The 23,476-nt window shown below is 66.6% G+C and carries 15 protein-coding genes; 8 read left to right on the top strand and 7 right to left on the bottom strand.

Annotated features, from left to right (window positions below; genetic code table 11):
• Positions 1–32: 32 nt before the first annotated feature.
• The 5 genes from BLT40_RS11570 to BLT40_RS11550 all read right to left on the bottom strand — a co-directional run bounded on the left by BLT40_RS11570 (position 33) and on the right by BLT40_RS11550 (position 8,407).
• A complete protein-coding gene (locus BLT40_RS11570; protein WP_090353229.1) occupies positions 33–1,772 on the bottom strand; it encodes an alpha/beta fold hydrolase in 1,740 nt (579 codons plus the stop codon).
• A 134-nt stretch (positions 1,773–1,906) separates the two neighbouring features.
• Positions 1,907–2,683: a 3-hydroxybutyrate dehydrogenase gene (locus BLT40_RS11565; RefSeq protein ID WP_090353225.1), complete on the bottom strand. Its 777-nt coding sequence runs from the start codon at positions 2,681–2,683 to the stop codon at positions 1,907–1,909.
• Between the two features lie 40 nt (positions 2,684–2,723).
• Positions 2,724–4,901 carry a glycoside hydrolase family 3 N-terminal domain-containing protein gene (locus BLT40_RS11560; protein WP_090353222.1) on the bottom strand — a complete coding sequence of 726 codons (2,178 nt, stop codon included), beginning with the start codon at positions 4,899–4,901 and terminating at the stop codon, positions 2,724–2,726.
• Between the two features lie 153 nt (positions 4,902–5,054).
• Positions 5,055–7,541, bottom strand: a complete 2,487-nt coding sequence (locus BLT40_RS11555; RefSeq protein ID WP_090353219.1) for a response regulator — start codon at positions 7,539–7,541, stop codon at positions 5,055–5,057.
• Between the two features lie 56 nt (positions 7,542–7,597).
• Complete coding sequence (locus BLT40_RS11550; RefSeq protein WP_079521229.1) at positions 7,598–8,407, bottom strand: BUD32 family EKC/KEOPS complex subunit; 810 nt, start codon at positions 8,405–8,407, stop codon at positions 7,598–7,600.
• A 308-nt stretch (positions 8,408–8,715) separates the two neighbouring features.
• Between BLT40_RS11550 and BLT40_RS11545 the strand changes: the two genes are divergently transcribed.
• From BLT40_RS11545 to lanKC, 6 genes are all read left to right on the top strand, one after another.
• Positions 8,716–9,480: an ABC transporter ATP-binding protein gene (locus BLT40_RS11545; protein WP_090353217.1), complete on the top strand. Its 765-nt coding sequence runs from the start codon at positions 8,716–8,718 to the stop codon at positions 9,478–9,480.
• The gene (locus BLT40_RS11540; protein WP_176809159.1) at positions 9,477–11,822 is read left to right on the top strand and encodes an ABC transporter permease; all 2,346 of its coding nucleotides are present in this window, start codon (positions 9,477–9,479) and stop codon (positions 11,820–11,822) included. The genes BLT40_RS11545 and BLT40_RS11540 overlap by 4 nt, the downstream gene beginning before the upstream one ends.
• Positions 11,823–11,865: 43 nt before the next feature.
• Entirely contained in the window at positions 11,866–13,239 is a 1,374-nt protein-coding gene (locus tag BLT40_RS11535; protein WP_079521232.1) for a sigma-54-dependent transcriptional regulator, read from the top strand.
• A gap of 11 nt (positions 13,240–13,250) precedes the next feature.
• Entirely contained in the window at positions 13,251–14,453 is a 1,203-nt protein-coding gene (locus tag BLT40_RS11530) for a sensor histidine kinase (RefSeq protein ID WP_176809158.1), read from the top strand.
• 213 nt (positions 14,454–14,666) lie between these two features.
• On the top strand, positions 14,667–14,798 hold the full coding sequence (locus BLT40_RS20625) for a hypothetical protein (protein WP_255349726.1): 132 nt from the start codon (positions 14,667–14,669) through the stop codon (positions 14,796–14,798).
• A gap of 93 nt (positions 14,799–14,891) precedes the next feature.
• Positions 14,892–17,582: a class III lanthionine synthetase LanKC gene (gene lanKC / locus BLT40_RS11525; protein ID WP_176809157.1), complete on the top strand. Its 2,691-nt coding sequence runs from the start codon at positions 14,892–14,894 to the stop codon at positions 17,580–17,582.
• On the opposite strand, the gene BLT40_RS11520 is transcribed toward lanKC, so the two are convergent.
• Both BLT40_RS11520 and BLT40_RS11515 read right to left on the bottom strand, forming a co-directional pair.
• The gene (locus BLT40_RS11520; protein ID WP_090353205.1) at positions 17,579–19,873 is read right to left on the bottom strand and encodes a TonB-dependent receptor; all 2,295 of its coding nucleotides are present in this window, start codon (positions 19,871–19,873) and stop codon (positions 17,579–17,581) included. The two genes, lanKC and BLT40_RS11520, sit on opposite strands and share 4 nt — an antisense overlap.
• Positions 19,874–19,918: 45 nt before the next feature.
• Positions 19,919–20,287: a DUF2946 domain-containing protein gene (locus tag BLT40_RS11515; protein ID WP_079521236.1), complete on the bottom strand. Its 369-nt coding sequence runs from the start codon at positions 20,285–20,287 to the stop codon at positions 19,919–19,921.
• A 188-nt stretch (positions 20,288–20,475) separates the two neighbouring features.
• Between BLT40_RS11515 and glgX the strand changes: the two genes are divergently transcribed.
• Entirely contained in the window at positions 20,476–22,578 is a 2,103-nt protein-coding gene (gene glgX / locus BLT40_RS11510; protein WP_079521324.1) for a glycogen debranching protein GlgX, read from the top strand.
• 148 nt (positions 22,579–22,726) lie between these two features.
• Positions 22,727–23,473: a molybdate ABC transporter substrate-binding protein gene (modA, locus tag BLT40_RS11505; protein ID WP_090353201.1), complete on the top strand. Its 747-nt coding sequence runs from the start codon at positions 22,727–22,729 to the stop codon at positions 23,471–23,473.
• The last annotated feature ends 3 nt before the right edge of the window (positions 23,474–23,476 follow it).

The following is a 23,476-nucleotide window of genomic DNA, read 5'->3' as shown; positions in this document are numbered from 1 at the left end:
CTTTACAGATGGAAAACGGGCCGTCATGGCCTTCAGTGAGATGTCGTGCGCAGGGACGGGTAGAGTCTCGGCTTCTGCCCGAACAGGCGATCGAGCCGGTCACGCCACTGCTGTACGCGAGCGGTGTCCGTGAACCTCGTCACCTGTGGGGTCGCGGAGGTCGGCGCCGGCGCGCTCGCGCCATCCACCTGGCATTCGGTCAGCTGTTCGGTGGGCTTTCGCCCATCGAGCAGAAAACGGGCTCCGGTACGCTCGACGCAGGCTTCGTCGGTCAGCGTGAATACCGAATGGCGGTCGCTGCCACGAAGTACCAGCAACGAAGCATTCGGCAGGGCGTTGACCATCCGCAGTGCGCCGGACACCGGCGTCACCGTATCGTGCTCGGAAGCGATGATGAGGATCTGGCCCGCGCGCGCCAGTCGCTCGACCGGGGGCTTCACCGCATTGGGACCTGGCCAGAACACGCATGCGTTGACCAGGTCGCCACTGCGCGCGGCGGGGTAATCGCGCGCGTAGCGCGCAATGGTCTCGTGCCAGATACCGGCGTCGCGCGTTCCAGGCGTGTCATTGCAAGGCACGGCGACGAGCATCGCGGACATGGCCGTAAGTGGGGAAGGCGTGTCGTCGGCCACGGGGGTGTAGAGCGCCGCCAGCATGCGCGACGCTTCGGCGCGGATTCGCTGGTCGACCTCCGCGTCCCGATGAAGCACGTCCGTCGCGATTCGCGTGGCCATCGAGTCGCGGTCGAGCTCAGGCTGGACACGCAGCCACTCGGACATGGCCAGCGCCGCTTTAAGGCTTTCAGGCGAGCGGTATTCTCCCGTCCATGTCCGCTGTACGCGATAGGGCATCGTCGCGAGAACGCCGCGGACGGCGGCCTGGTCCTCGCCCAGGCCGTAGAGCGCGGACGCGGCCACCGCGGGTTTGACGACGAGCCGGTCGAAGCGCTCCTGTTCCGCCTGCGCGGTAAGCAGGAAGTTTTCCTCCATGGATGAGGTGTAATCCATGGACGAGTCCAGCAACATCCGACCCACCTTGTCGGGATAAGTCGCTCCGTACCACGCGCCAAGCCACGTGCCGTACGACATGCCAAGGTAGTTGAACGTACGCTCGCCCAGGGCCCGACGAACGAGGTCGAGGTCGTACACGGTCTGTTCGGTACTGATGTACGGGTGGAGAGGGTCAGCGCGACACGCGTCCGCGAGCCGGCGTTGCAACAGGTCCCACCGGGCGATGTTGCGCGTCGTGCGGTCGAGCAGGATGGAGCGGGCGTCGGGAAATTCTCCCGCGCAGGTCAGAGGCGCACTGCCCGGCATGCCCCGGGGCACGACGGCGACCAGGTCGAACGCATCGGCCATGCGTCTCTTCTCGCCGTGCACGCGGTCGTCCGGCTTCGCGTGCATCCAGATCGCGGCCAGCATGGCGGCGAATTGCCTGGGATCGCCGCCGGGACCGCCCGGATTGACGAAGAGCGTGCCCTGGCGTTTCGCGGCGTCCGCCGCCGCGACGCGGAAAACGCGAAGATGGATGCTGCCGTCGGCAGGACGGTGGTGATCGCGGGGAGCGCTCACCGTACCGCAGCGCAGCCGCTCGCCGAGAAGGGTCTGGATCGCCGGGTCCGCATCCTGATCCGTGCATGCCGACCACGTGATGCCCTGGGTGGCGACCGACGGCACCTGATAGACCGGTGACGGGGCGACTTGTGCGGCGGCCGGGAGCACGAACGCGGCGAGCATGCCGGCCGATGAAGCCAGCGAGCGTAATGGTGTCATGAGGACGTCCTTGGCCTGGATGGCGGAAAAGGACGCTCACGTTAGTAAAGCGGGGTGTCGGGTCGTATCAGCCTCATGCCTGCATGGGGCCGGTGCTTCCCGACGGATCATGTGGTTGCCGGCCGTCGTTCCGCTTACTGCATATGCCAGCCGTGCGAGACGAGGAGCGACTGACCGGTCAGCGCATTCGACCCGAAGCCCGCAAGGAACAGTGCGGTGTCGGCGATATCTTCCAGCGTCGTGAATTCACCATCCACCGTGTCGCGGAGCATGACATCGCGAATGACGGCGTCTTCGCCGATGCCCAGTTCCTTCGCCTGCTCGGGGATCTGCTTTTCGACCAGCGGCGTGCGCACGAAGCCCGGACAGAGGACGTTGGCACGGATGCCGTGGGTGGCGCCTTCCTTCGCGACGACACGCGCAAGCCCGAGCAGGCCATGTTTTGCCGCCACGTAAGGTGCTTTGAATTTCGAGGCGACATGCGAGTGAGCCGATCCCATCAGGATGATGGATCCGCCGCGGCCGGCATCGATCATGTGGCGCATGGCCGCGCGCGTGGTGAGAAACGCACCGTCCATGTGGATGGCGAGCATCCGCTTCCAGTCGGCGAATGCAAAGTCGACGATCGGCGCGATGATCTGCACGCCCGCGTTGCTGACCAGGATATCGACCGGACCCAGTTCACGCCGCGTGCGCGCGAAGCCCTCGTCGACCTGTGCCTCATCGGTGACATCCATGGCCATGCCGATGGCGCCGTGGCCCATCGCGCCGGCTGTCTCGGCCGCCTTGTCGGCGGCGATATCGGCGACCACGACACGCGCTCCCGCGTTCGCATACGCCGTGGCGATGGCGCGACCTATACCGCTGGCGGCGCCGGTGACGAGGGCGATCTTGCCGGTGAGGTCGTGCATGGCGCGCTCCGCTTCGAGGACGAAGGCGCCATTATGACGATCAGGGCTGCTCGAGCATGAACGTGGCCGCTTCGCCCTGGGCGGACGAGCCGGCGATCCAGACATGGAACTCACCCGGCTCCGCTTCGAACGTCGTGCCGTCGCGATGGGTGAAAGCGAGATCGCGGCGGGTCAGCTCGAAGGAGACTTCTTCGGAGGCACCTGGAGCGAGCAGGATCTTGCGGAACGCCTTCAGTTCACGCACGGGCCGCACGCGACTGGCGACACGATCGTGGATGTAAAGCTGCACCACCTCTTCGCCGGTGACGCCACCGGTATTGGTCACCGTGGCGGAGACGACGATGGTTTCGTCCCAGCGCACGCGGGCCTTCACGCGTGGCGCGTCGTAACCGAAGGAGGTATAGCTGAGCCCGTGGCCGAAGGGGTACAGCGCTTCGAAGGTGACTTCGCGATAGCGCGCCTTGAACGCGGGCGGCTGATCCGCCAGTTCCGGGCGGCCGGTGCGCAGGTGATTGTAAAAGTACGGCTGCTGGCCCGCGTCCTGCGGGAAACTCACCGGAAGACGCCCGGCCGGGTTGTAATCGCCGAACACGACATCGGCGATCGCCGGGCCGGTCTGCGTACCGAGGAACCACGTCACCAGAATGGCCGAGGCGCTGCGCACGGCACCGGTAAGGGCCAGCGCGCGACCGTTCTTCAGCAGGACGACGACCGGTGTGCCGGTGGCGGCGACGGCCTCGGCCAGCGCCTGCTGGGCGGGCGGCACGATGATCTGCGTACGCGACTGCGCTTCACCGGAATAGACCTGCGGTTCGCCGATGGCGAGGAGAACGACGTCGGCACGTTTCGCCGCCGCGACAGCGGCATCGATGCCGCCGCCGATCGCATCTTCGATGCCGCTGCCGGCGACCACCTCGAGCGAGCCCGCATCGTCGAGAGCGGCACGCAGGCCGGCCTCGATGGTCACGTACCGAGTCTTGTCGCCGAACAACGTCCAGCAGCCTTCGATGTTGTCGACATCGGTACCGAACGGACCGATGAGGGCGATCTTCTGACCCGCCTTGCGCAACGGCAACACGCCGTCGTTCTTCAGCATCACGATCGAGCGACGCGACGCCTCGCGCGCCAGCTCGTCGTGCCCGGCCCGCTTCGACGTATCCGCTTCGGCTACGGCGTCGAGCGAGCGGTAGGGATTGTCGAACAGGCCGATCGCCTGTTTCACGGTGAGCACCCGACGGACGCCTTCATCCAGCACGTCCATCGGCACGTCGCCCTTCTCGACGAGGTCGGGCAGGTTCGCCGCGTAGAAGCCGCTCTGCATGCTCATGTCTACACCCGCGACGAAGGCAAGGCGCGTGGCGTCGCGCTCGTCGGCGGCAAAGCCGTGCGCGATCAGTTCCATGTCGGCGGTGTAATCGGAGACGACGAGGCCTTCGAAACCCCATTCCCCGCGCAGGATATCGGTCATCAGTTCGCGGTTGGCCGATGCGGGTACACCGTTGATGTCGTTGAACGCGCTCATGAAGGTCAGCGCACCGGCGTCGACCGCCGCCTTGAACGGCGGCAGGTGCACGTCGCGCAGCGTCTGCGGGGAGATATCGACGGCGTTGTATTCCATGCCGCCCGCGACCGCGCCGTAGGCGGCGAAGTGCTTCGGCGTGGCGAGCAGCGAATCGTCGGCCTTGAGGTCGGCGCCCTGAAAACCCCGCACACGCGCGGCGGAGAACGCCGAGCCCAGCACCACGTCTTCACCCGCGCCCTCGGCCACACGTCCCCAGCGCTGGTCGCGTGCGATGTCCACGGCGGGAGCGAAGGTCCAGTGGATGCCGGCGGCGGTGGCCTCGACGGCCGTCACGCGCGCGGTGCGCTCGGCGAGGTCCGGCTCGAACGTCGATGCCTCACCCAGGGGAATGGGAAACACGGTGCGCATGCCATGAATGACATCGGCTCCCAGCAGCAGCGGAATACCGAGGCGGCTTTCTTCCACGGCGATGCGCTGCGCCTCGCGGCCCTCGGCCGCGCCGACGCCGTTGAACAGCGAGCCCACGCGGCCCGCGCGGATCTGTTCGCGAACCTCCGCCGCACCCAGCGCATTCGCTTCCGGGTTGATGTCGGGCGCGAACGGACGCAGGGCATCCGCAAAGCACCCGAGCTGGCCGACCTTCTCTTCGACGGTCATGCGGGCGATCAGGTCTTCGATGCGGGGATCACGATTCATGGGTTCTGCCTTGAAAGCGGAGTGGACGCGTGAGGGCGCGTCAGGCGGGCAAGGATACCGGCATCGGCCCCGGATGTGGGCACGTAAATGCCGTTACATGTAAACGATTACGTCGTTGCGCCACAATGCGTTGAGGTGCACCGATCGGACCGCTCAGCGCGCCGGAAACAGGCGGCTGACCGCCCTGGTCAGTGCCTCCGAGCCGTACGGTTTGGACAGCACGACGCTGCGCTCATCGTCGGGGAGGCCGGCCGTACCGGCGTGGCCCGTGGCGAAGATCACCGCCAGGTCCGGAAAGCGCTGGCGCAGCGTCGCGGCGAGTTCGATGCCGGAAATGCCCGGTAGTCCGACATCCGTGATGACCAGATCCGCCGCTTCCTGATCGAGCAAGGCGGTGGCCCGCGTGCCGTCCCCCGCCTCGCGGACGTCGTGGCCGCGCAACTGCAACATCTCCACGACCGTGGTGCGTACCAGCCAGTCGTCTTCGACGACGAGGATGCGCAGGGCCTTTGCAGGTGGCGGTGTGGACGTCGCGACCGAAGGCGTCGCCGGATCGGCGGCATCGCGCTGCGCCTGTGCGGCCAGGATCTGGCGCAGCTTGCGACCCAGCGTTTCCCGCGTATAGGGTTTGCTCAACAGCTCGACTCCTTCGTCGAGGCGGCCGCCGTGCACGATCGAATTCTCGGTGTAGCCCGAGGTGAACAGCACAGCCAGCCCGGGAAGGCGCTCGCGCGCCTTGCGGGCCAGTTCCGGGCTTTTCAGCGGGCCGGGCATCACCACGTCGGTAAACAGCAGATCGATCGGAATACCGCTGTCGACGATCGACAATGCGCTCTGCGCGTCGCGCGCCTTGAGTACGCGGTAGCCCAGGTTTGCGAGCAGAGCGACGACGGTATCGCGTACCGCTTCGTCATCCTCGGCGACGAGGATGGTCTCATGACCACCCGTCACCGGACCGGCATCGATGTCGACGATGATGTCCTCCGACTGCGTGGTTCGCGGCAGATAGAGCTTCACTGTCGTGCCTTCGCCCGGCTCGCTGTAGACCTTGATGTGGCCGCCGGACTGTTTGACGAAGCCATAGACCATGGAAAGGCCGAGACCGGTGCCGCGACCTTCCGGTTTGGTGGTGAAAAACGGTTCGAACACCTTGTCGACGATGGTCGCGTCGATGCCATGGCCCGTGTCGGTCACCGCAAGCAGCACGTACTGGCCCGCGGTGACTTCGCCGTCGTCGAGCGAGCTGACGTAGTGCGCGTCGAGATAGGCGTTGCCGGCTTCGATCGTGAGCCTGCCCTGGCCGTCCATCGCGTCGCGCGCGTTGATCGCCAGGTTGAGCAGGGCGTTCTCCACGTTGCCCGGGTCGATCAGGGTATTCCACAGGCCGCCGGCGACGATCGTCTCGACCTCGATGGCTTCGCCCAGCGTCCGCCGCAGCAGGTCGTCCATGTTGCGGATGAAACGGCCGATGTTGACCACCTTGGGCGCGAGCGGCTGCCGCCGGCCGAACGACAGCAGCTGCGATGCGAGTTTCGAGCCTCGCGCCACGCCCGCCAGGGCGTGCCGGACGCGTCGCTCCGCACGCTCGTTGCCACCGACATCCTCGGCCAGCAGCTGGAGATTGCCGCTGATCACCTGCAGGAGGTTGTTGAAGTCATGGGCAACGCCGCCGGTCAGGTTGCCGATCGCTTCCATCTTCTGGCTCTGGCGCAGCGCGTCCTGGGTGCGCAGCAGCTCGGCGGTGCGCTGGGCGACGCGCTCCTGCAGCGTCGCGGCGAACGCGGCGAGCTCGGTTTCGGCCGCTTTCCGCGCGGTGATATCCATGACGATGCCGATGAAGCGGCGGCGCGCCTGACCCGGGTGCGCGATGACTTCCCCCCGCCGTGCGATCCAGCGGACCTCGCCCGTGAGGGGATCGATGCGCCGGTACTCGGTGTAGTCGAGCGGATTCGCCCGGTCCAGCCGTTGCGGCGCGGCCTCGTGGCGATCGTCGGGATGAAGCAGTTCGCCCAGCATCGCGTCGGTGACGACGCCTTCGGCGGGAAGGCCCCAGATGCGGCGGTATTCCTCGGACACTTCGAGGCGGCCGGTCTCCGGAAACCACTCGAACGAACCGACGCCGCCGGCCTGCTGGGCGATGCGCAGACGCTCTTCGACCTCCACGCGCCGGGTCGTTTCCTTGATCACCACCAACACGCCACCGGCAACGCCGGAGGTATCCACGAGCGGGCTGAAGTCGAGGTGCAGCCAGGCGTCCTCCGATTCACCGGAGCGATCGAGCACGACATGCTGATCGCGATAGGCGAGCGTGCCGCCGGCCAGCACGACGTCGAGGACGTTCCGGTTGAACTCCGCCAGTTCGGGCCATGCCTGCATGATCGGCCGGCCCAGAACCTCGGGGTGTCGCACGCCGGCAATGGCGCGATAGGCATCGTTGTAGAGAAAAACACCTTCCGGTCCCTGGAAGATCGCCATCGGCGCGTCGGCGCGAAGCATCGCGGCGAGCGCATGCCGAAGGGTCGGCGGCCATCCGTCGATGGGCCCGAGCGCGGTCGCCGACCAGTCCAGATCGCGGATCAGCCGCCCCAGTTCACGGTCGAGCGGAAGAAACCAGGACGAATCGGTCGAGGGGACAGCCATGCGGCGAACCTTGGAAGGAGATCGGGGCGACGCCGGATGGTAACGCGCCGGCGCACTCAGGTCGTGGCGCGCTGGACCACGGCCATCATTGCCAGCCACATGTCGCAGTCCCCGTCGCTGGCCAGATCGACGATGAACGCACCGATCGCCAGCAGTGCGAAGCCTTTGCGCATGGCGCCGATCGCGCCCGCCATGGCGGCCGTCTTGCGACCGAGCAGGCGTCCGGCACGCTCCAGAAAGCTCAGACGCTGGGCGATGCGGCGCACTTCGGAGGCCACGGCGGGTTCCATCGCGACCGCCTCGTCATGGATCAGGCCCGTAAGGACATCCATACGACCCGTGAAATACGGACCTACGCCGGTAGTGAACATCACCCAGTCACGTGCCTGTGCCTGCGACAGGCTCATGATCTCGCTGGGATCTTCCTCGAAGTCGATGAAACCGACGCCCGAGTCGCCCACGGTGATGTTGCGCGCGAACGCCTGACCGAGATAGCCGCCGTGCCGATGGAGCTCGCCGATGGCCCGCGCGGTCTGCCTGACCAGTACATCGGCATCGTTGGCACTGGTGAGGCGCTTCAGCCGGTGCGCGAGCGTAGGACCCATATCGCTGAGGATCAGGCTGCGCGGGCCCTCGCCCAGGATGCGGGGCACCGGTGCGCCGCAGGCGCTGAGCGTCTGCAGCCGCCGGGCCTCCACGGCTTTGGCCGCCTCACCCGCGTGGCGGGGCGGCGAACGCAGTGCCTGGAGATCCAGGCGGGTGACCAGGCCGTTCCACAATGTGACGAGCGCCGGCCGCAGCCAGCCATCCGGGTCGTAGCGCTTGAGCCAGGCGACACGGCCACCAAGAGAAAAACGTTGAACCATCGAGAGAACTCCGTACCCGCGCCGTCGGGCCGCCCCGCTGACGACCCCGCGCATTCCGATTGCCGCGGAACAGACTTCCGCGTTCCTCCCCATAAGCCAATTCTAAGCTTTGTCATAAAGGAGGGCTACCGGGCCTGGGTATGAGCGGCCTTCAACCAAAGGCTGAGGAGGTCGTATCCCGTCTCGGGATCACCACGCAAATCCGGCAATACGCCCGCCATCGCTTGCATCGCACGGCTCGGTGACACGACAACGTGAAGTTGGCGCGCTAGTCTCGGAGTCCCCCGCACGAACGCAGGAAACGCGTCATGGAACCGCGTGCGAACTCCCCCGTGATCGCCATGCGCGGCATCGCCAAGGTGTTTCGTGCCGGAAGCATCGAACACCATGCGCTCACCGACATTCACCTCGACGTCCGCCCCGGGGAGTTCCTCGCCATCGCCGGCCCGTCGGGATGCGGCAAAACGACGCTGCTTTCGCTTATGGGACTTCTGGACCATCCCAGCGGGGGTGAAGTGCGTTTTGAAGGCGTGGAGGCAGGGCAGCTTGGCAGGGTGGCACGGTCGAGGCTGCGCAACGAGCGGATCGGCTACGTCTTCCAGGCGTTCAATCTGATCAGCGCCATGGATGTCTTCGACAATGTGGCCTTGCCACTGACGTATCGCAGCGGCATCGGGCGGCGGGAGCGTCGCGAGAGGGTGCTGCGGGCACTCGAAGACGTCGGCATGTCGCACCGCGCGCGTCATTACCCGGCCCAGTTGTCGGGTGGCCAGCAACAGCGGGTCGCGGTGGCGCGCGCCCTTGCCGGGGATCCCGCCATTCTGCTGGCCGACGAACCCACGGGAAGCCTCGATCTTGCCAGCGGCGAACGGATCATGGCGCTGCTGGGACGCCTGCATGCCGAAGGCCGGACCATCTGCGTGGTGACTCACGAGGAGCGGTTTCGTGGAGCCGCCGACCGCATCGTCAGGCTGCTCGACGGCCGACTGGTCGATGAGACGAGCTACGCCGAGTGGCAGAGAGAGGCGGGGTCCGGACTCGACGAGCGGCAGCTTGCGGGCTCGCTCCCGTGAACGGCGGAAGTGGGGCGCGCGTCGGCTTTCTCGCGCTTGCCGCGATCACCTTGTCCATAGGGATCGCGGCCTTCACCGCGGCGCTCACCCTGGTCGATTCCCTGCTCTGGCGGCAGCCGCCTTTCGCGGACGTCGACCGTCTTGCCGTGTACGGTGCCAGCTACCGCGGCGATCCGACGCGCGTCGCATCGCCGCGATTCGTCGGGGCGATGGGCGGCCTTGCGAGCGTCGAATCGCGCGGCGCGACGCGTCTTCCCCGCGCCGTGAATCTCGTGATGGGTGAGCAGCGATGGTTGCTGCAGGGCCAGCGTGTGGACCCGGGCTTTCTCTCAACGCTCGGGATCGTGCCTGCCGCGGGGAGGAATCTCGCCGCCGGCGTGGGCGTCATGGTGTCCTTTGATTTCTGGCATCGCCACGGGGGCGGTCTCCCGTCGATACTCGGCAGGGAGGTTATCGTCGACGGGCGCCGCATGCCGGTGATCGGCGTCCTGCCGGAGGGATACCGGTTTTTCCACGATGTGGACGTGGTCCTGCCGATGCGTGTGTCCAGTTCGGCAGACGACGCGGCCGACAACCTGATCGCTGTGGCGCGTCTCCGGCCGGACGCCACGATCGACGCCCTGTCGTCCGAGGTCGCCGGGCGCACGGCCCGGGAAACGAGTCGTCGCGATCTCGACACCGGCGCCGATGCCGACGTCGGTGCGACGCCGCTGGCGCTCGTTCTGGTGAGAAATGCCAGGTCTCCACTGCTCGGCCTCATGGCATGCGCGGGAGGCGTTCTCGCGGCGGCGGGCATCGCGCTGTCGAACCTCATGCTCGGGAGAGGTCTCACCCGGTCGCGCGATACCGCCATACGTATGGCGCTCGGAGCGCGTGGGCTTTCACCCTGGTCGTCCACCGTAAAGGAAGCGCTCGCCATCGGTGTGCTGGCCGCGGGCATCGGCCTCCCGGCCGGCGCACTTCTCGTGCAGGTATTCAAGGACGTCGTCCCGGCCACGTGGTTGAGCAGCACCCTGCCGATCGAGACGTCGCCGCGTGTGTATCTGACCGCCATGGCGGTGGACGTGACTATGGTGCTGATGGCCGCGGTTTCCGGAATGGTGCACGAAAGCCTCGCCGATCTCCTGCGTGAGCGTATCGCGGTGGACGGACGTCATGGGCTGGGAAGGCTGGCGCGGGCGACCCGTATCGCCTTGATTCTGGTTCAGTCCGCCTTTGCCGGTGCGCTGCTGGTTTTTGCGACGGTGGCGGTCGCTCGCCTCGTCAGCCTCGAAAAAGTCGCACCGGGCTTCGATGCGAAAGGCGGTACGTTTGTCCCGATGCACCTCGACGTCTCCTCCTATCCGACACGCGACCACGTGCTCGCCATGCTTGACGACCTCCGCCGGGGCACGAATGGAACGCGGCTGAGCGGGCCACCCGGCTTCACCAACCTGCTGCCCCGAGGTGACGGTCTGGTCATGCCCTTCCTCGATGCGACGGGTCACCGCCGCTTCGTCCGCTTCGCCGTCGTGACGCCGGGCACGACGGAAGCTCTGGGCCTCACGCGCCTCGCGGGCCGTGCCATCGACGATACCGACCGGGCCGGCGCCATGCCGGTCGCCGTCGTGAACACGACGTTCGTGCAGACCATGGGCGGGACGCTCGGCGGCTTCGTCCGGTCCGATTCCCGCCTGGCGGTGACGCCGCCGATGCGCATCGTCGGCATCGTCGCGGACACACGCGTGGCGGGACCGTCGGAGCGCGCGGTCGCCACGGTGTTCGTCCCGCTCAGCCAGGTCGACCCTGCCATCTATGCGTTCATTCGCCGCCTGATGCCGATGTACGCGGTGTGGCGGGTGCCGGCCGCCGAGGAGCGACGCAGCGACGAGGCGTTCGCGTCCCGACTGCGCGAGGTGGCGCCTGTTGTCGCGGCAGGCGCGTACCGGCGGCTCGCCGACCTCGTGGGTGAGCCGACGGCGGAGGCGCGGCGCAACGCTAATCTGCTCGCCGCCGCGGCACTTGCCGCCCTGGTCCTGGCGACCGTGGGTCTGTATTCGAGTCAGTCCGTCGATCTGGCTGTACGCCACCGCGAGTTCGCCCTGCGTACCGCGCTGGGCGAACCGCGACGGCGACTGGTCCATGGCGCCGTCACCGGCTATTTCCTGGCGGCGGTCGCTGGCGCGGCGTTCGGGTCTGCCGCGGCCGCGCTGACGCGTACCTGGCCTCAGGTCGAGTGTGTCGACGCCGTGGCGGCGGCAGCCGCCGTGCTCGTATTCATCGCCGCCGCGCTCGTCGCGATCGCACGTCCCGCATGGTGGGCGGCTCATCTTCAACCACTCCCCATCCTGCGTGGCGGCTGAGTGTGGCAACGCCGTGTCATGCATCTCAGGAGCATCGAGCGCCATGTCCGAAAGTCATCATGCCTTGCCCGTCCTGATCGTTGACGATCACCCGGACATCCGGTTGTCCCTGCGCCTGCTGATGCGTGCCGAAGGCATTCCCTCGGTGGAAGCGGAATCGCCCGCTGGCGCCTGCGACGTCGTCAACCGGACGGCCGTGGCCTGCGCGATCCTGGATCTGAACTACGGTGCCGATACGACCTCGGGCACGGAGGGACTCGACCTGGTGGCACGCCTGCGTCATGAATGCCCGGACCTGCCGCTCATCGTGATGACGGCGTGGGGCAGCATCGACCTGGCCGTGCGCGCGATGCGCATAGGCGCTGCGGACTTCGTCGAAAAACCCTGGAACAACGCGCGCATGGTGCACACCGTGCGTGCGCAGATCGCCCTGCGGACGATGCGTGAGGAGAACCTTCGCCTGCGCACGGAAACCGCGCTCGCACGCCGGTCGGCCGACGCGACGCGGATCTGCGAATCGACGTCGATGCGGCGGGTGGTGGACCTCGCGCATCGCATCGCCGCCAGCGACGCCAGCGTGCTGGTGATGGGCGAAAATGGCAGCGGCAAGTCTTTGCTGGCGCGGGAAATCCACGCCATGTCACCCCGTGCCGACCAACCACTGATCCGCGTCGACATGGCCAGTCTGTCGGACATGCGTTTTTCGGAGGAGATGTTCGGGGACGACGAGCCGTCGCCCCGACCCGGGCGTTTCGAACTGGCGCACGGCGGCAGTCTGATCATGGAGGAGGTCGGCAACATGACGCTGCAGCAGCAGGCGAAGCTGCTTCGCGTACTCGACGAAGGAGAGTTCGAGCGAAGCGGTTCGATGCGCACACGGCGCGCGGATGTGCGGGTGATCTCGACGAGCCATACCGACTTCGATGCCGCGGTAAGGGACGGCCGGTTCCGTCGCGACCTGCTCTACCGCCTGAATGCGATGCAGATCAGGCTCCCGGCCCTGCGCGATCGCGGGGAGGATATCGTGCCGCTCGCCCGCCATTTCCTCCTGCGCGAATGTGCCCGTCTGCGACGCGGCGCGATGAACCTCAAGCCATCCGCCGAGCGTGCCCTGCGTGCCTACGGATGGCCGGGCAACGTGCGCGAACTCGAGCATGTCATCGAGCGCGCCGTCCTGCTCGCCCCGCGTGACGACATCGATGCGGAGACGCTGGCGCTTCTTCCCCCGTCCGGCGCACCGCTGGTGCTGGATCGACTCACCTTGCCCGAAGCGGAGGAGATGCTCATCCGGCAAGCCCTTGAACGCAACGACAACAACCTGCAGAGAGCCGCCGACGCGCTGGGCATTTCGCGGCAGTCCTTGTACCGTCGCATCGACAAGCATCGTGCCAAGGGCGGATTCGACCAGGTCAACTGACAGGGATGGACATGGCGATGCTGTTCGCGCTCGGAATGGGCCTCGGTGCGGCCGCCATCGCGTGCTTCGCGTGGCGCATGCTGGCGGCCTGGCGCACGCTGGGAAGTCTTCTCGCCGCACTGCGCGAGGGCGATTATGGCGTGCGCGGCAGCCTGCCTTCGCGGCATCACCCGCTCAGAGGCATGATCGCGGACATCAACGCCGTCTCGGACACCCTGCGCGAAGGGCGGCGAAAACGCACCGAAAGCCTGCGCTTCCTGGGCAAGACGCTCACCGCCCTGCAGGACCCGATCTTCGTCGTCGACCGTGAGCAGCGCCTGGTCATGATCAATCCTGCCGCGCGTGAGCTGATCGGCGCGGCTCACGACAGCGTCATCGGGCGCGACGCCGATGCCATGGGCCTGATGCCGGTGGTCGTCGCGTCGGACAACGCGATTCTCTCATGGGAGTTTCCTGCCCGAACCGGGCGCTGGATCGTCCGCCGCGCTGTCTGGTACAGCGAAGGCTACGAGAACACGATGGTGATGCTGCACGATGTAAGTGCAGCACTCGGGGACGAGGAGCGCAACGCGTGGCAGCGACTGATTCGCGTGCTCAGCCACGAGCTCAACAATTCGCTCGCACCGATCGGCTCGCTGGCGGGCAGCCTGTCGGCCCTGCTCGATCAGCACGGTGGGGACGCCGTCGAGGACGACTTGCGTGAAGGCCTGGAGGTTATCGAGCGGCGTTCGGATTCGCTGGCACGTTTCCTGGCGGGCTACGGGCGCCTTGCTCGTTTGCCACCCCTGCGCGCCCAGGCGTTCCGGCTCGACCTTTCCTTGCGTCGGCTCGCACGTCTGGAAGACCGGATGCAGATCGGCGTCGAAGGTTCGGCCGAGGTCGTGGTCAACGGTGACGAGGCCCAGCTCGATCAGGCCTTCATCAACCTGCTGCGCAACGCGGTGGAGTCGGCGCTGGCGTCGGGAGGCGGCGTCCGTGTGAACTGGATGGTGGCAGGTGCGCAGGTTCGCGTGACGATCGAAGACGAAGGCGGTGGCCTGCCCGAACGATCCTCACTGTTCGTGCCTTTTTTCACCACCAAGCCAACCGGCTCGGGTATCGGCCTGAGCCTTACCCGGCTGATCGTCGAAGCGCACGCGGGAAGCGTCGACCTGCGTAACCGGTCCGACGGTCCCGGTGCGGTGGCCGTCGTGGTGCTCCCTCTCGGCACCTGACCCTGACGTTGTCCGTTTCCGGACGCGCTGTCCGATTCCGGACAGGCGGCTCGACCGGTTTCGAACGGGACGGCGATTTATGTGCCCTTCGCGTGCGAAAAAGGCGGTCTGGCGCATCTCTCCCGCTGTTTTCCATCGCGCTGCCCTCCTAGATTGGCTTACGCGCTTCTCCATGGGGGGGAGGCAGCACGTCGATATCGCCAGGAGAATCACATGGACCACGTCCTCCGCTTGCAGATGCTCGAAGCCGATCCGCTGACCGCGGGAGAGGCCGATACGCCGACCAGCTCATGCAGCAACGGCGCCTGCTCGTTCGCCAACGTCGACGGTATCGACGGCCAGTAACTCCCGCCGTGATCCGGCTGGGGCGAAGGCATGCGGTGCGACGTCCGGGTCGCACCGCATGCCGGTTTTTTGTGTGCCATTCCAAGGACAGTCATGCCCGCCGAACGACGGACCGAACTGCTGTACTACACCGCGGTGGACCGCGAATTCTTCGAAACACACGGCAGTCGCGTCATCGACGAGCGGGATTTCGTCGAGCCGGTGCGCCGGATCGTCCCGTCCAGCTGGCGCATGCACCGCTCTGGGGTCTGGATGCATTGCCTGCTGCCGGATACGCCGTTGCCGGCGCAGGGCTGGAAGATTCACGTCTCATCCGTAGCGTCCACCGCACCGATCGTGCTTTCGATCGTGGCGGCAACGCTCAGCGCGCTGGGCGTCGCGTTCAAATTCGCCGCCGACGCGCGCATGCACGCCGCGATGAATGGCAAGCGGTGGCCGCGCGGAGGCTCCGGAAAGTTCATCACGATCTACCCGGCCGATCCGAAAGCCTTCCGCTACGTCATGGAAGAGTTGCAGGCCGTTCTGACCGGCTATGAGGGACCGCACATTCTCAGCGACCGGCGCTTTCCGGGATCGCGCATCCTGCATTACCGGTTCGGTGGCATCCGTGGCGAATACGAGGTGTCGGCGGGTGGGCAGCGCGAATATTTCCTGCGCAACCCGTCAGGCGAGAAGGAACCGGATATACGCGCCGCATACGTGCACCTGCCGCCGTGGGTCCGCGACCCGTTTCCGCAGGATACCGATGCCGGCGATTCATCGGTACTGCGCCTGGACGGCGGACGCTATGAGGTTCGCGGCGCGCTTACATTTTCCTCGGCCGGGGGCATCTATCTGGCGTTGAATCGCGACTCGGGACGCCACGTCGTCATCAAGGAGGCCCGTCCCCACATCGGCGGCACGCAGTCGGCCACCACTCTGCTGCTCAAGGAGTACCGCCTGCTGGGCAAGCTCGCTCCACTTGGCGTCACGCCGTCGCCCGTCGCCTACTTCACCGAATGGGAGCACCAGTATCTGGTTGAGGAGTACATCGACGGTCAGACCCTGCGCCGGTGGCTCGCCGAGCGCTACCCGTGGCTGAAGACACGAGCGACGCAAGCCCACGTCGCGAGCTTCCTGCGTGAGCTGTGCGACGTGTTCCAGCGCATAGCGGACGCGCTGGAGGCCATCCACGCGACAGGCGTCACGCTGGGCGATTTCTCGTTCCACAACATCATGATCGCGACGGACGGGCGTGTTCGCATCATCGACCTCGAAGCGGCCGTCGATCGTGGGCTCGACCGCCCCTCGGGTCTGTGCACGCCGGGGTTCGCGTCGCGATCGCCACAGCGTGACGACCACGCCAGCGCGTGCGCGGAGGATCGCTACGCCTTCGGCGCCAACCTTTTCGCCGCCATGCTTCCGGTCAATGCGATGCTGCCGCTCGATCCCCGCGCCGCCATGCGCATCACGCATCGCCTGTGCGAAGACATGGGGTATCCGGCGCTCGTCGCCACGACGATCGTCGCGCTCATGGACAGCGAGCCGACCAAGCGGCCGTCGCCTGTCGCCGCGATGAAGAAGGTGCGCGGTGCGCTCACGCATCTCGCCGATGACCGGCTTCTGGTCCCGCATCTGCGGCGCACCGTTGCACCCGTCGCGAACGCCGCGGGCGATCTGTTCCGTTACATCGACACACTGTCGGCAGGCGCGCGGCCCGATCGCTACGTGCCGGCGGACCCGCAGGTCTTCGAGCGCCATCCCTGGGGCGTCGCGTACGGCGCGGCAGGCATCGTGCACGCCTGCCAGCGCGGAGGCCGGCCCGTCCCCGACCGCCTGATGGATTACCTGCTCGCAGGCGTGCACGAGGGACGACATCGGGGGTGCGACCTGATGCACGGTGACGCGGGCATCGCATGGGTCCTGCTCGATGCGGGCAGGGAAGACCTCGCGCTGTCGCTGCTGGGCGCGTCGACCCTCGACGGGCCCATTCGCGAGCGCTATGGGTTGTACGACGGGATCGCCGGCTGGGGCCTTGCGCGGATCGCGGTCTGGCGGCGTACGCAGGATGACGCGATGCTGGCGGCGGCGATCGCGGCGGGTGACGCGCTGCTGGCGGCAGGGCCGTGCGTGCACGGCAAGCGCGGCTGGCACCACGGCGAAGCCATGCAAGCGGTGGGGCTGGGCTACGGTGCCGCCGGTATCGCGTTGTTTCTGCTGCACCTGTTCAGGGCGACGGACGAGTCCCGCTTCTTCGACGCGGCGCGCGAAGGGCTCGCCTTCGACCTCGATCACTACGGATTCAACGCGGACGGGGATCGCACCTGGCGTCGCGCCGTGGAGGGCGGCGCCCTGGTGCCTTACCTGCGCCATGGCACGGCCGGCGTCCTTGCCGTCGTGGCGCGCTTCCTTGCGGCCACCGGCGACAGCCGTTACCGGGACATTCTGCTGACCAGCGAGGCGGACCTGATGCGTAGCCACGCCATCTCACCGGGACTGTGCGACGGCCTCGCCGGGATCGGTGAGACCTTGCTCGATCTGGCCGCGGTGTTGCCCGAGCGTGCCGCGCACTATCTGACGCAGGCCCATCGCGTCGCCGGCGGCATCGAACTGTTCCTGGTCCGGCGGCCTGAAGGACTGGCCGTCCCCGGGACGGAACTGCTTCGTTTCACCTGCGATCTGGCCACCGGCAACGCGGGTGTCGCCGCGTTCTTCGACAGGCTCTGGAACGGCGGCCCGGCATCGTTCATGCTCGACGAGCATCTGACGATGGCGCAGCATCGCGGCGGGGCAGTCATGGCCTAGAGCCGGAACTTCGCCTCCACCATGTACGTGCGTGAGGGGTAAGGGTAGTAGACGTAATAGCGCCGGTCGGTGAGGTTATCCACGCCGATACCCAGGTTCACGTGCTCACTGGCCTGCCACTGCACCTTGGCGTCGAAGGTGAGGAACGCGCTGGCTCCGCCGAAGGTGTCGGGGTCGATGTCACTGTGGTCGAGCGTGTTGTACTGCCGCCCGGAATAACGACCGGCCAGCGTCAGTGCCACCGTTTCGCTCGCATGCCAGGTGGCGATCAGGTTCGCACGCCATCGCGGCACGCGATAGAACTGCTTGCCCTCCGACGAGGGGTTACGATGGTTCCGAACCGTGGTCGCCTGCGTATACGCCGCGTTCGCCGTGAGATCGAGCGCATCCCAGACCACGCCACGTCCGTCATAGCTTGCCTCGGCACCGCGCGTGCGTACGAGGTCGATGTTCTGCACGCTGGTGACGTTCGGAAAGACGGTTGTATCGGTCTGGCTCAGGAGCGTGTCGCGTGTATCGCTGCGGAACACCGTGAACCGCGCGACGCCATGGGCCTGGTACCACTCGGCCGACAGTTCGCGGGAGAGGTCGTTTTCCGGCTTCAGATTCGGATCGTTGTTGACGATCGCGATACCGTTGAACGTGCCCTGGAAAAGCTCGTTCACGGTGGGGAAGCGCCAGGCGCGTGCTCCGGACAGACGCAGCAACAGGTTGTCGCTCGCGGCATAGGTCAATGACAGCTTGGGAGAGGTGTGCGACTCCTTGCGCTCCGGGTACCCGATGGTCGCGCTAGCGGTGGAACGCGTGCCACCGAACGCGCGCCACTGCTCGTAGCGCGCACCGGCGGTGAGGCGCCAGCGCTCGTCGAGTTGCCAGGCGTCCTGTACATAGAGCGCCTGCGTCTGCGTGCTGCCACCGTTGGCCGCGGTGAGTGCGCCGGTGCCGCCGTTACGCCATGCGGAGAGCAGATTCGTGACGTTATCGAGGCGGTAGCCGTCGAAGTGGTAACCGAAGCTCACCGTGTGCGAGTTGGCGTCCAGCGAGTCCGGGGTATGGCTGACCCGCAGGTCGAAAGTCCGCCAGCGACTGCCGTCGCCTGCCGTCGACAGGCCGCTGCCGTTGTAGGTCACGGCGTCGGCCACACGGTCGCGGTTGCGGTCCATGTCGAAGTACGACGCGTTGCCTTCGATATTCCACCCGCTGTCCCGGTGCGTGCCGAGCGAAACGCCATAGAGATAGTTGCGGCTCTGCCGCGTGCTGGGGGCGAAGAAACTGGCCGGTAGTGTGTACTGGCGGCCATCGATGCTCACCGGACCGGACCAGACCGGCTGGCCGTCGGCGTCACGCAGGTACGTCGTCGTGCGATGGGAGAGATCCTGGTTCCAGTAGCCCGCGGTGATGCCGCCGGTCAGCTCCGGGGTGAAGTCATAGGTCAGGCGCACATGGGCTTCGTCCTGGCTGGTCGCCTCCTGGCCTTCGCTGTTGATGCCGACGATCTCACGCGGAAGCCCCGTGGCGCCCGTGTCACCGATGGCTCCCGTGACCGGGTTCGTCGTACCGGCGCGGCTGGCGCGGTTCTGCACGGCGTAGACCAGCGGCTGCCCGTTGGATTGCAGATGGGCGACACCGATCAGGAACGCGAACCTGCCCGAACGGTCGCCGAAGGTCGCGCTCTGCCGGCTGCCGCCGTAGTTGCGGTCCGTGCCATAGGTATCGACATGCTGGGTGAAGGCCTGGACCTCGCCCGTCACCTCGAGTTTGTCGGGCATGCGCGTGGTCATCAGCACCGTGGCGCCGATGGCGTTGCCCGGGTACAGCGCGGAATACGCGCCATAAAGAACTTCGACACGATCGAGGTTCTCCGGAAAGGCCATCGACCAGCGTGGCGGATTCGACCAGCTGTTGCCCAGCAGGTTCGACAGCAGCAAGCCGTCCAGGTAGACGAGGCCGCGCGCGCTCTGCTGGTTGCTGGTGCCGCGCACGGAGAACGTGGCGTTTTCGTCGCCGACGAATCGCTTGCGGATACCGAAGGAGGGCAGGTACTTCAGCGCGTCTTCCGCGTTGATCACGTTGAGGCGGCCGAGCCTGGCGGCGTCGACGGTCTCGACCGCCGAAGGCATGTCGGGATCGTCATGGGTTCCCTTGCTGACGGCGGAAACGCGCACTTCGCGAAGGTTGGTGGTCTGGGGGGCGTCCGGCGTGTCGGCCGCATGGGCGGCAAGCGCGGAGGCACCGATGGCGCAGGCGACGGCGCGCGCGAGCGCGCGTCCATCGAGAGGAAGCAGGGTCATGGCGATAGTCCGTGGGTCGTTGGCGTACGGCGGGATCGGAAACGATCAGGCGTGCGCGGCGACCGGCGGACCTCGGGAGGGAGCGTGATGGCGGACCAGCGATGGTGCGGCACGCCGGGCCGGCAGCGTCGCGTCGACGTAGCCGGCCAGCGGGAGCCACCGGGCGACGAAGAAGTCGCCGCCGAGGGCAGGCGTCTGTGCGAACAGGGCGCAGTAGCCGCAGGCGTCGTCGGCGTCCTGATCGCCGCCCATGTCGTGACCGTGGTCCGGCATACCGTGGTGCGCCGTGACAGCTTCCCTGTCGCACCAGGCGCCGAGATCGGGAAAGGCGAACGCGGGCAGCGCCCTGGACACGGTGGGCGCAAGCACGGTGAGCCAGACGGCGATCGTCGCCATCCATCCCAGCCAACGCATGTGTCCCTGTGTTCGACGCAACGCGGCGTCCCCTCGATCAACCCTGGATGCGGGTCCAGGGATGATGCCACGTCCGGGTGTAAAGGCGCTGCGGCGCGGTGTCGCTGAGGTATGTCGGCCAGGAGGCGCCCTCACGTTTTCCTGTCGTGCGCTGGGTCATCGTGCGCCACCCCCACGAGGACGCCGCCATGCCCGATCGCCGTTACGACTCCGCCTCCCCCGTCCGCGAGGGTTCGCCGTTTCCGCGCGGAGCGACCTGGGATGGAAAAGGCACCAACTTCGCCCTGTTCACCGCCCATGGCACGCGGGTCGAGGTCTGCTTCTACGACGAAGCGGGTAACGAAACGGGCCGCATCGACCTGCCCGAGTACACCGATGAGGTCTGGCACGGTTACGTGCCGGGCGTCGGTCCGGGACAGCTTTACGGATACCGCGTCCACGGCCCTTACGAGCCGGAGAACGGGCACCGCTTCAACCCGAACAAGCTGCTCCTCGATCCCTATGCCCGGCACATCGTCGGTGAGCTGATCTGGGCCGACGAACTCTACGGATACACCGTGGGCCACGCCGACGGCGACCTCAGTTTCGATGAGCGCGACAGCGCGCCGTTCATGCCCAAGGCGATGGTCGTCGATCCGACGTACAAGTGGATCGAACACGGCAAGCCGCACATTCCCTGGAACCGTACCGTCATCCAGGAAACGCACGTGCGTGGCTACACCATGCAGCACCCGTCGGTGCCGGAAGACAAGCGCGGCACGTTCGCCGGCCTGGCGACGGAAGAGGTGATCGACTACGTGCGCCAGCTGGGTGTCACGTCGATCGAGTTGCTGCCCGTGCATGCCTACCTCGACGACCAGCACCTGCTGGAACAGGGCCTGCGCAACTACTGGGGTTACAACACCATCGGCTTCTTCGCGCTGAAGACGCGCTACATGTCGAGCGGCGACCCCCGCGAATTCAAGGACATGGTGGCGGCGTATCACCGCGCCGGTCTCGAGGTCATCCTCGATGTGGTCTACAACCACACGGCCGAAGGCAACGAAATGGGCCCGACGCTCTCGTTCAAGGGCATCGATAACGCCAGCTACTACCGACTGGCGGAAGACAAGCGCTATTACATCAACGACACGGGCACCGGTAATACGGTCAACCTGAGTCACGCCCGCGTGCTGCAGATGGTCACCGACTCGCTGCGCTACTGGGCCACGGACATGAACGTGGACGGTTTCCGTTTCGACCTCGCCACCATCCTCGGTCGCGAGCCGTACGGATTCGACGAGAACGGCGGCTTCCTCGACGCCTGCACCCAGGACCCCGTGCTCAACCAGACCAAGCTGATCGCCGAGCCGTGGGATTGTGGTCCCGGCGGCTATCAGGTGGGTGAGTTTCCGCCGGGCTGGGTGGAGTGGAACGACAAGTTCCGCGACACGGTGCGCGCGTTCTGGATCGGTGAGGAAGGCAAGTTGCCGGAGTTCGCACGGCGTTTCACGGGCTCCGCCGATCTGTTCGACAAGCGTGGACGTCGCCCGTACGCGTCGCTGAACTTCATCACCGCGCACGACGGGTTCACGCTGCGCGATCTGCTGAGCTACAACGGCAAGCACAACGATGCCAACGGCGAAGACAATCGCGACGGCTCGGACAACAACCATTCGTTCAATCACGGTGCCGAAGGCCCGACGGACGACATGGGCATCCGCGCCATGCGGCAGCGCCAGTCGCGCAACCTGCTGGCCACCCTGCTCCTGGCGCAGGGGACGCCGATGCTGCTCTCCGGCGATGAGCGCGGCAACACGCAGAACGGCAACAACAACGTCTACGGTCAGGACAACGAGCTGAGCTGGATCGACTGGAATGACGATCCGACCGAGGGCAGCCTGGCCCAGTCGGTGCGTGAATTGCTCGCCTTGCGCGAGCGTTATCCGATCCTGCGTCGCGGTCGCTTTCTCAACGGTCGTTACGACGAGGAATCGGGCATCCGCGACATCGTCTGGCTCAACCCCGGCGGTGGCGAGATGCAGCCTGAGCACTGGGACGATCCGCGTGCGCGTTCCATCGGTATCCTGCTCGACGGGCGCAGCCAGGCCTCCGGCGTGCGAGAGCATGCGGCGGATCAGACGGTGCTGATCCTGATCAACGCCTTCGATGGCGGGGTGGAGTTCGCGTTGCCCGAGGGTGCCTGGAGCGTGGCGTTCTCGAGCGATCTGGATCTCGCGGTGGATACCGTGGCCGAAGGCGGCAAGATGATTGCGCCACCGCGCAGCTTCGTGGTGCTGGCGGCGGGCTGAGGCGCATCGGCAGCGGGGATGGCCCGACCGGGAGGCGGTGACCGTGGAGGTCCCGCTCCCCGCTCCCCGGTTCGCGCCAGCCAGCGCATTTGACCCCCCGCCATATACCTTCCTATATTGCCCAACCTCTCCTTGCCGGACTGACGCCATGCGCTTCCGCCCTCTCGTCGCGCTGTGCCTTTTTATCGGTCCCGGCATGGCTTCCGCCGCCGATCTCGTCGTCTCGGCGGCTTCCAGCCTCACCGACGCCTTCCAGTCCGTCGGCAAGGCCTACGAAGCGAAACACCCCGGTACCCACGTCGTCCTCAACTTCGCGGCGTCCGACGTGCTGCTGCGCCAGATCGCCAGTGGCGCCCCGGCGGACGTGTTCGCCTCGGCCGACCAGGCCGCGATGGACAAGGCGGTCGAAGCGAAAGCCATCGACGTGTCGACGCGGCAGGACTTCGCGACCAACCGTCTGGTTCTGATCGTGCCTAAGGACGCGACGGTCAGGGTTACTTCACCCGCTGATCTGAAAAACGCGGCGGTGAAGCGCGTCGCTTATGGTGACCCCGCCTCTGTTCCTGTCGGCCGTTACACGAAAGCCGCCCTGGAGCAGCAAGGCCTCTGGGATGCTGTTTCAGCGAAGGGCGTGCTCGCGCAGAACGTGCGCCAGAGCCTCGACTACGTCGCCCGCGGTGAAGTCGAAGCGGGTTTCGTTTTCGCTACCGATGCCGCGATCGCGAAAGACAAGGTCACCGTCGCCGCCACCGTGCCGACCCCGAAGCCGATCAGCTATCCGATCGCCGTGGTCGCGGCCTCGAAGCAGGTGGCCGAGGCGAAGTCGTTCGAAGCCTTCGTGCAATCCGCCGAGGGACGCGGAATTCTCGCCCGCTTCGGCTTCGAAGCACCCTGAGCC

The sequence above is a fragment of the Dyella sp. 333MFSha genome, from assembly GCF_900102405.1.
GTDB classification, from domain to species: Bacteria; Pseudomonadota; Gammaproteobacteria; order Xanthomonadales; family Rhodanobacteraceae; genus Luteibacter; species Luteibacter mycovicinus.
This window is presented reverse-complemented; position numbering and strand designations above follow the sequence as displayed.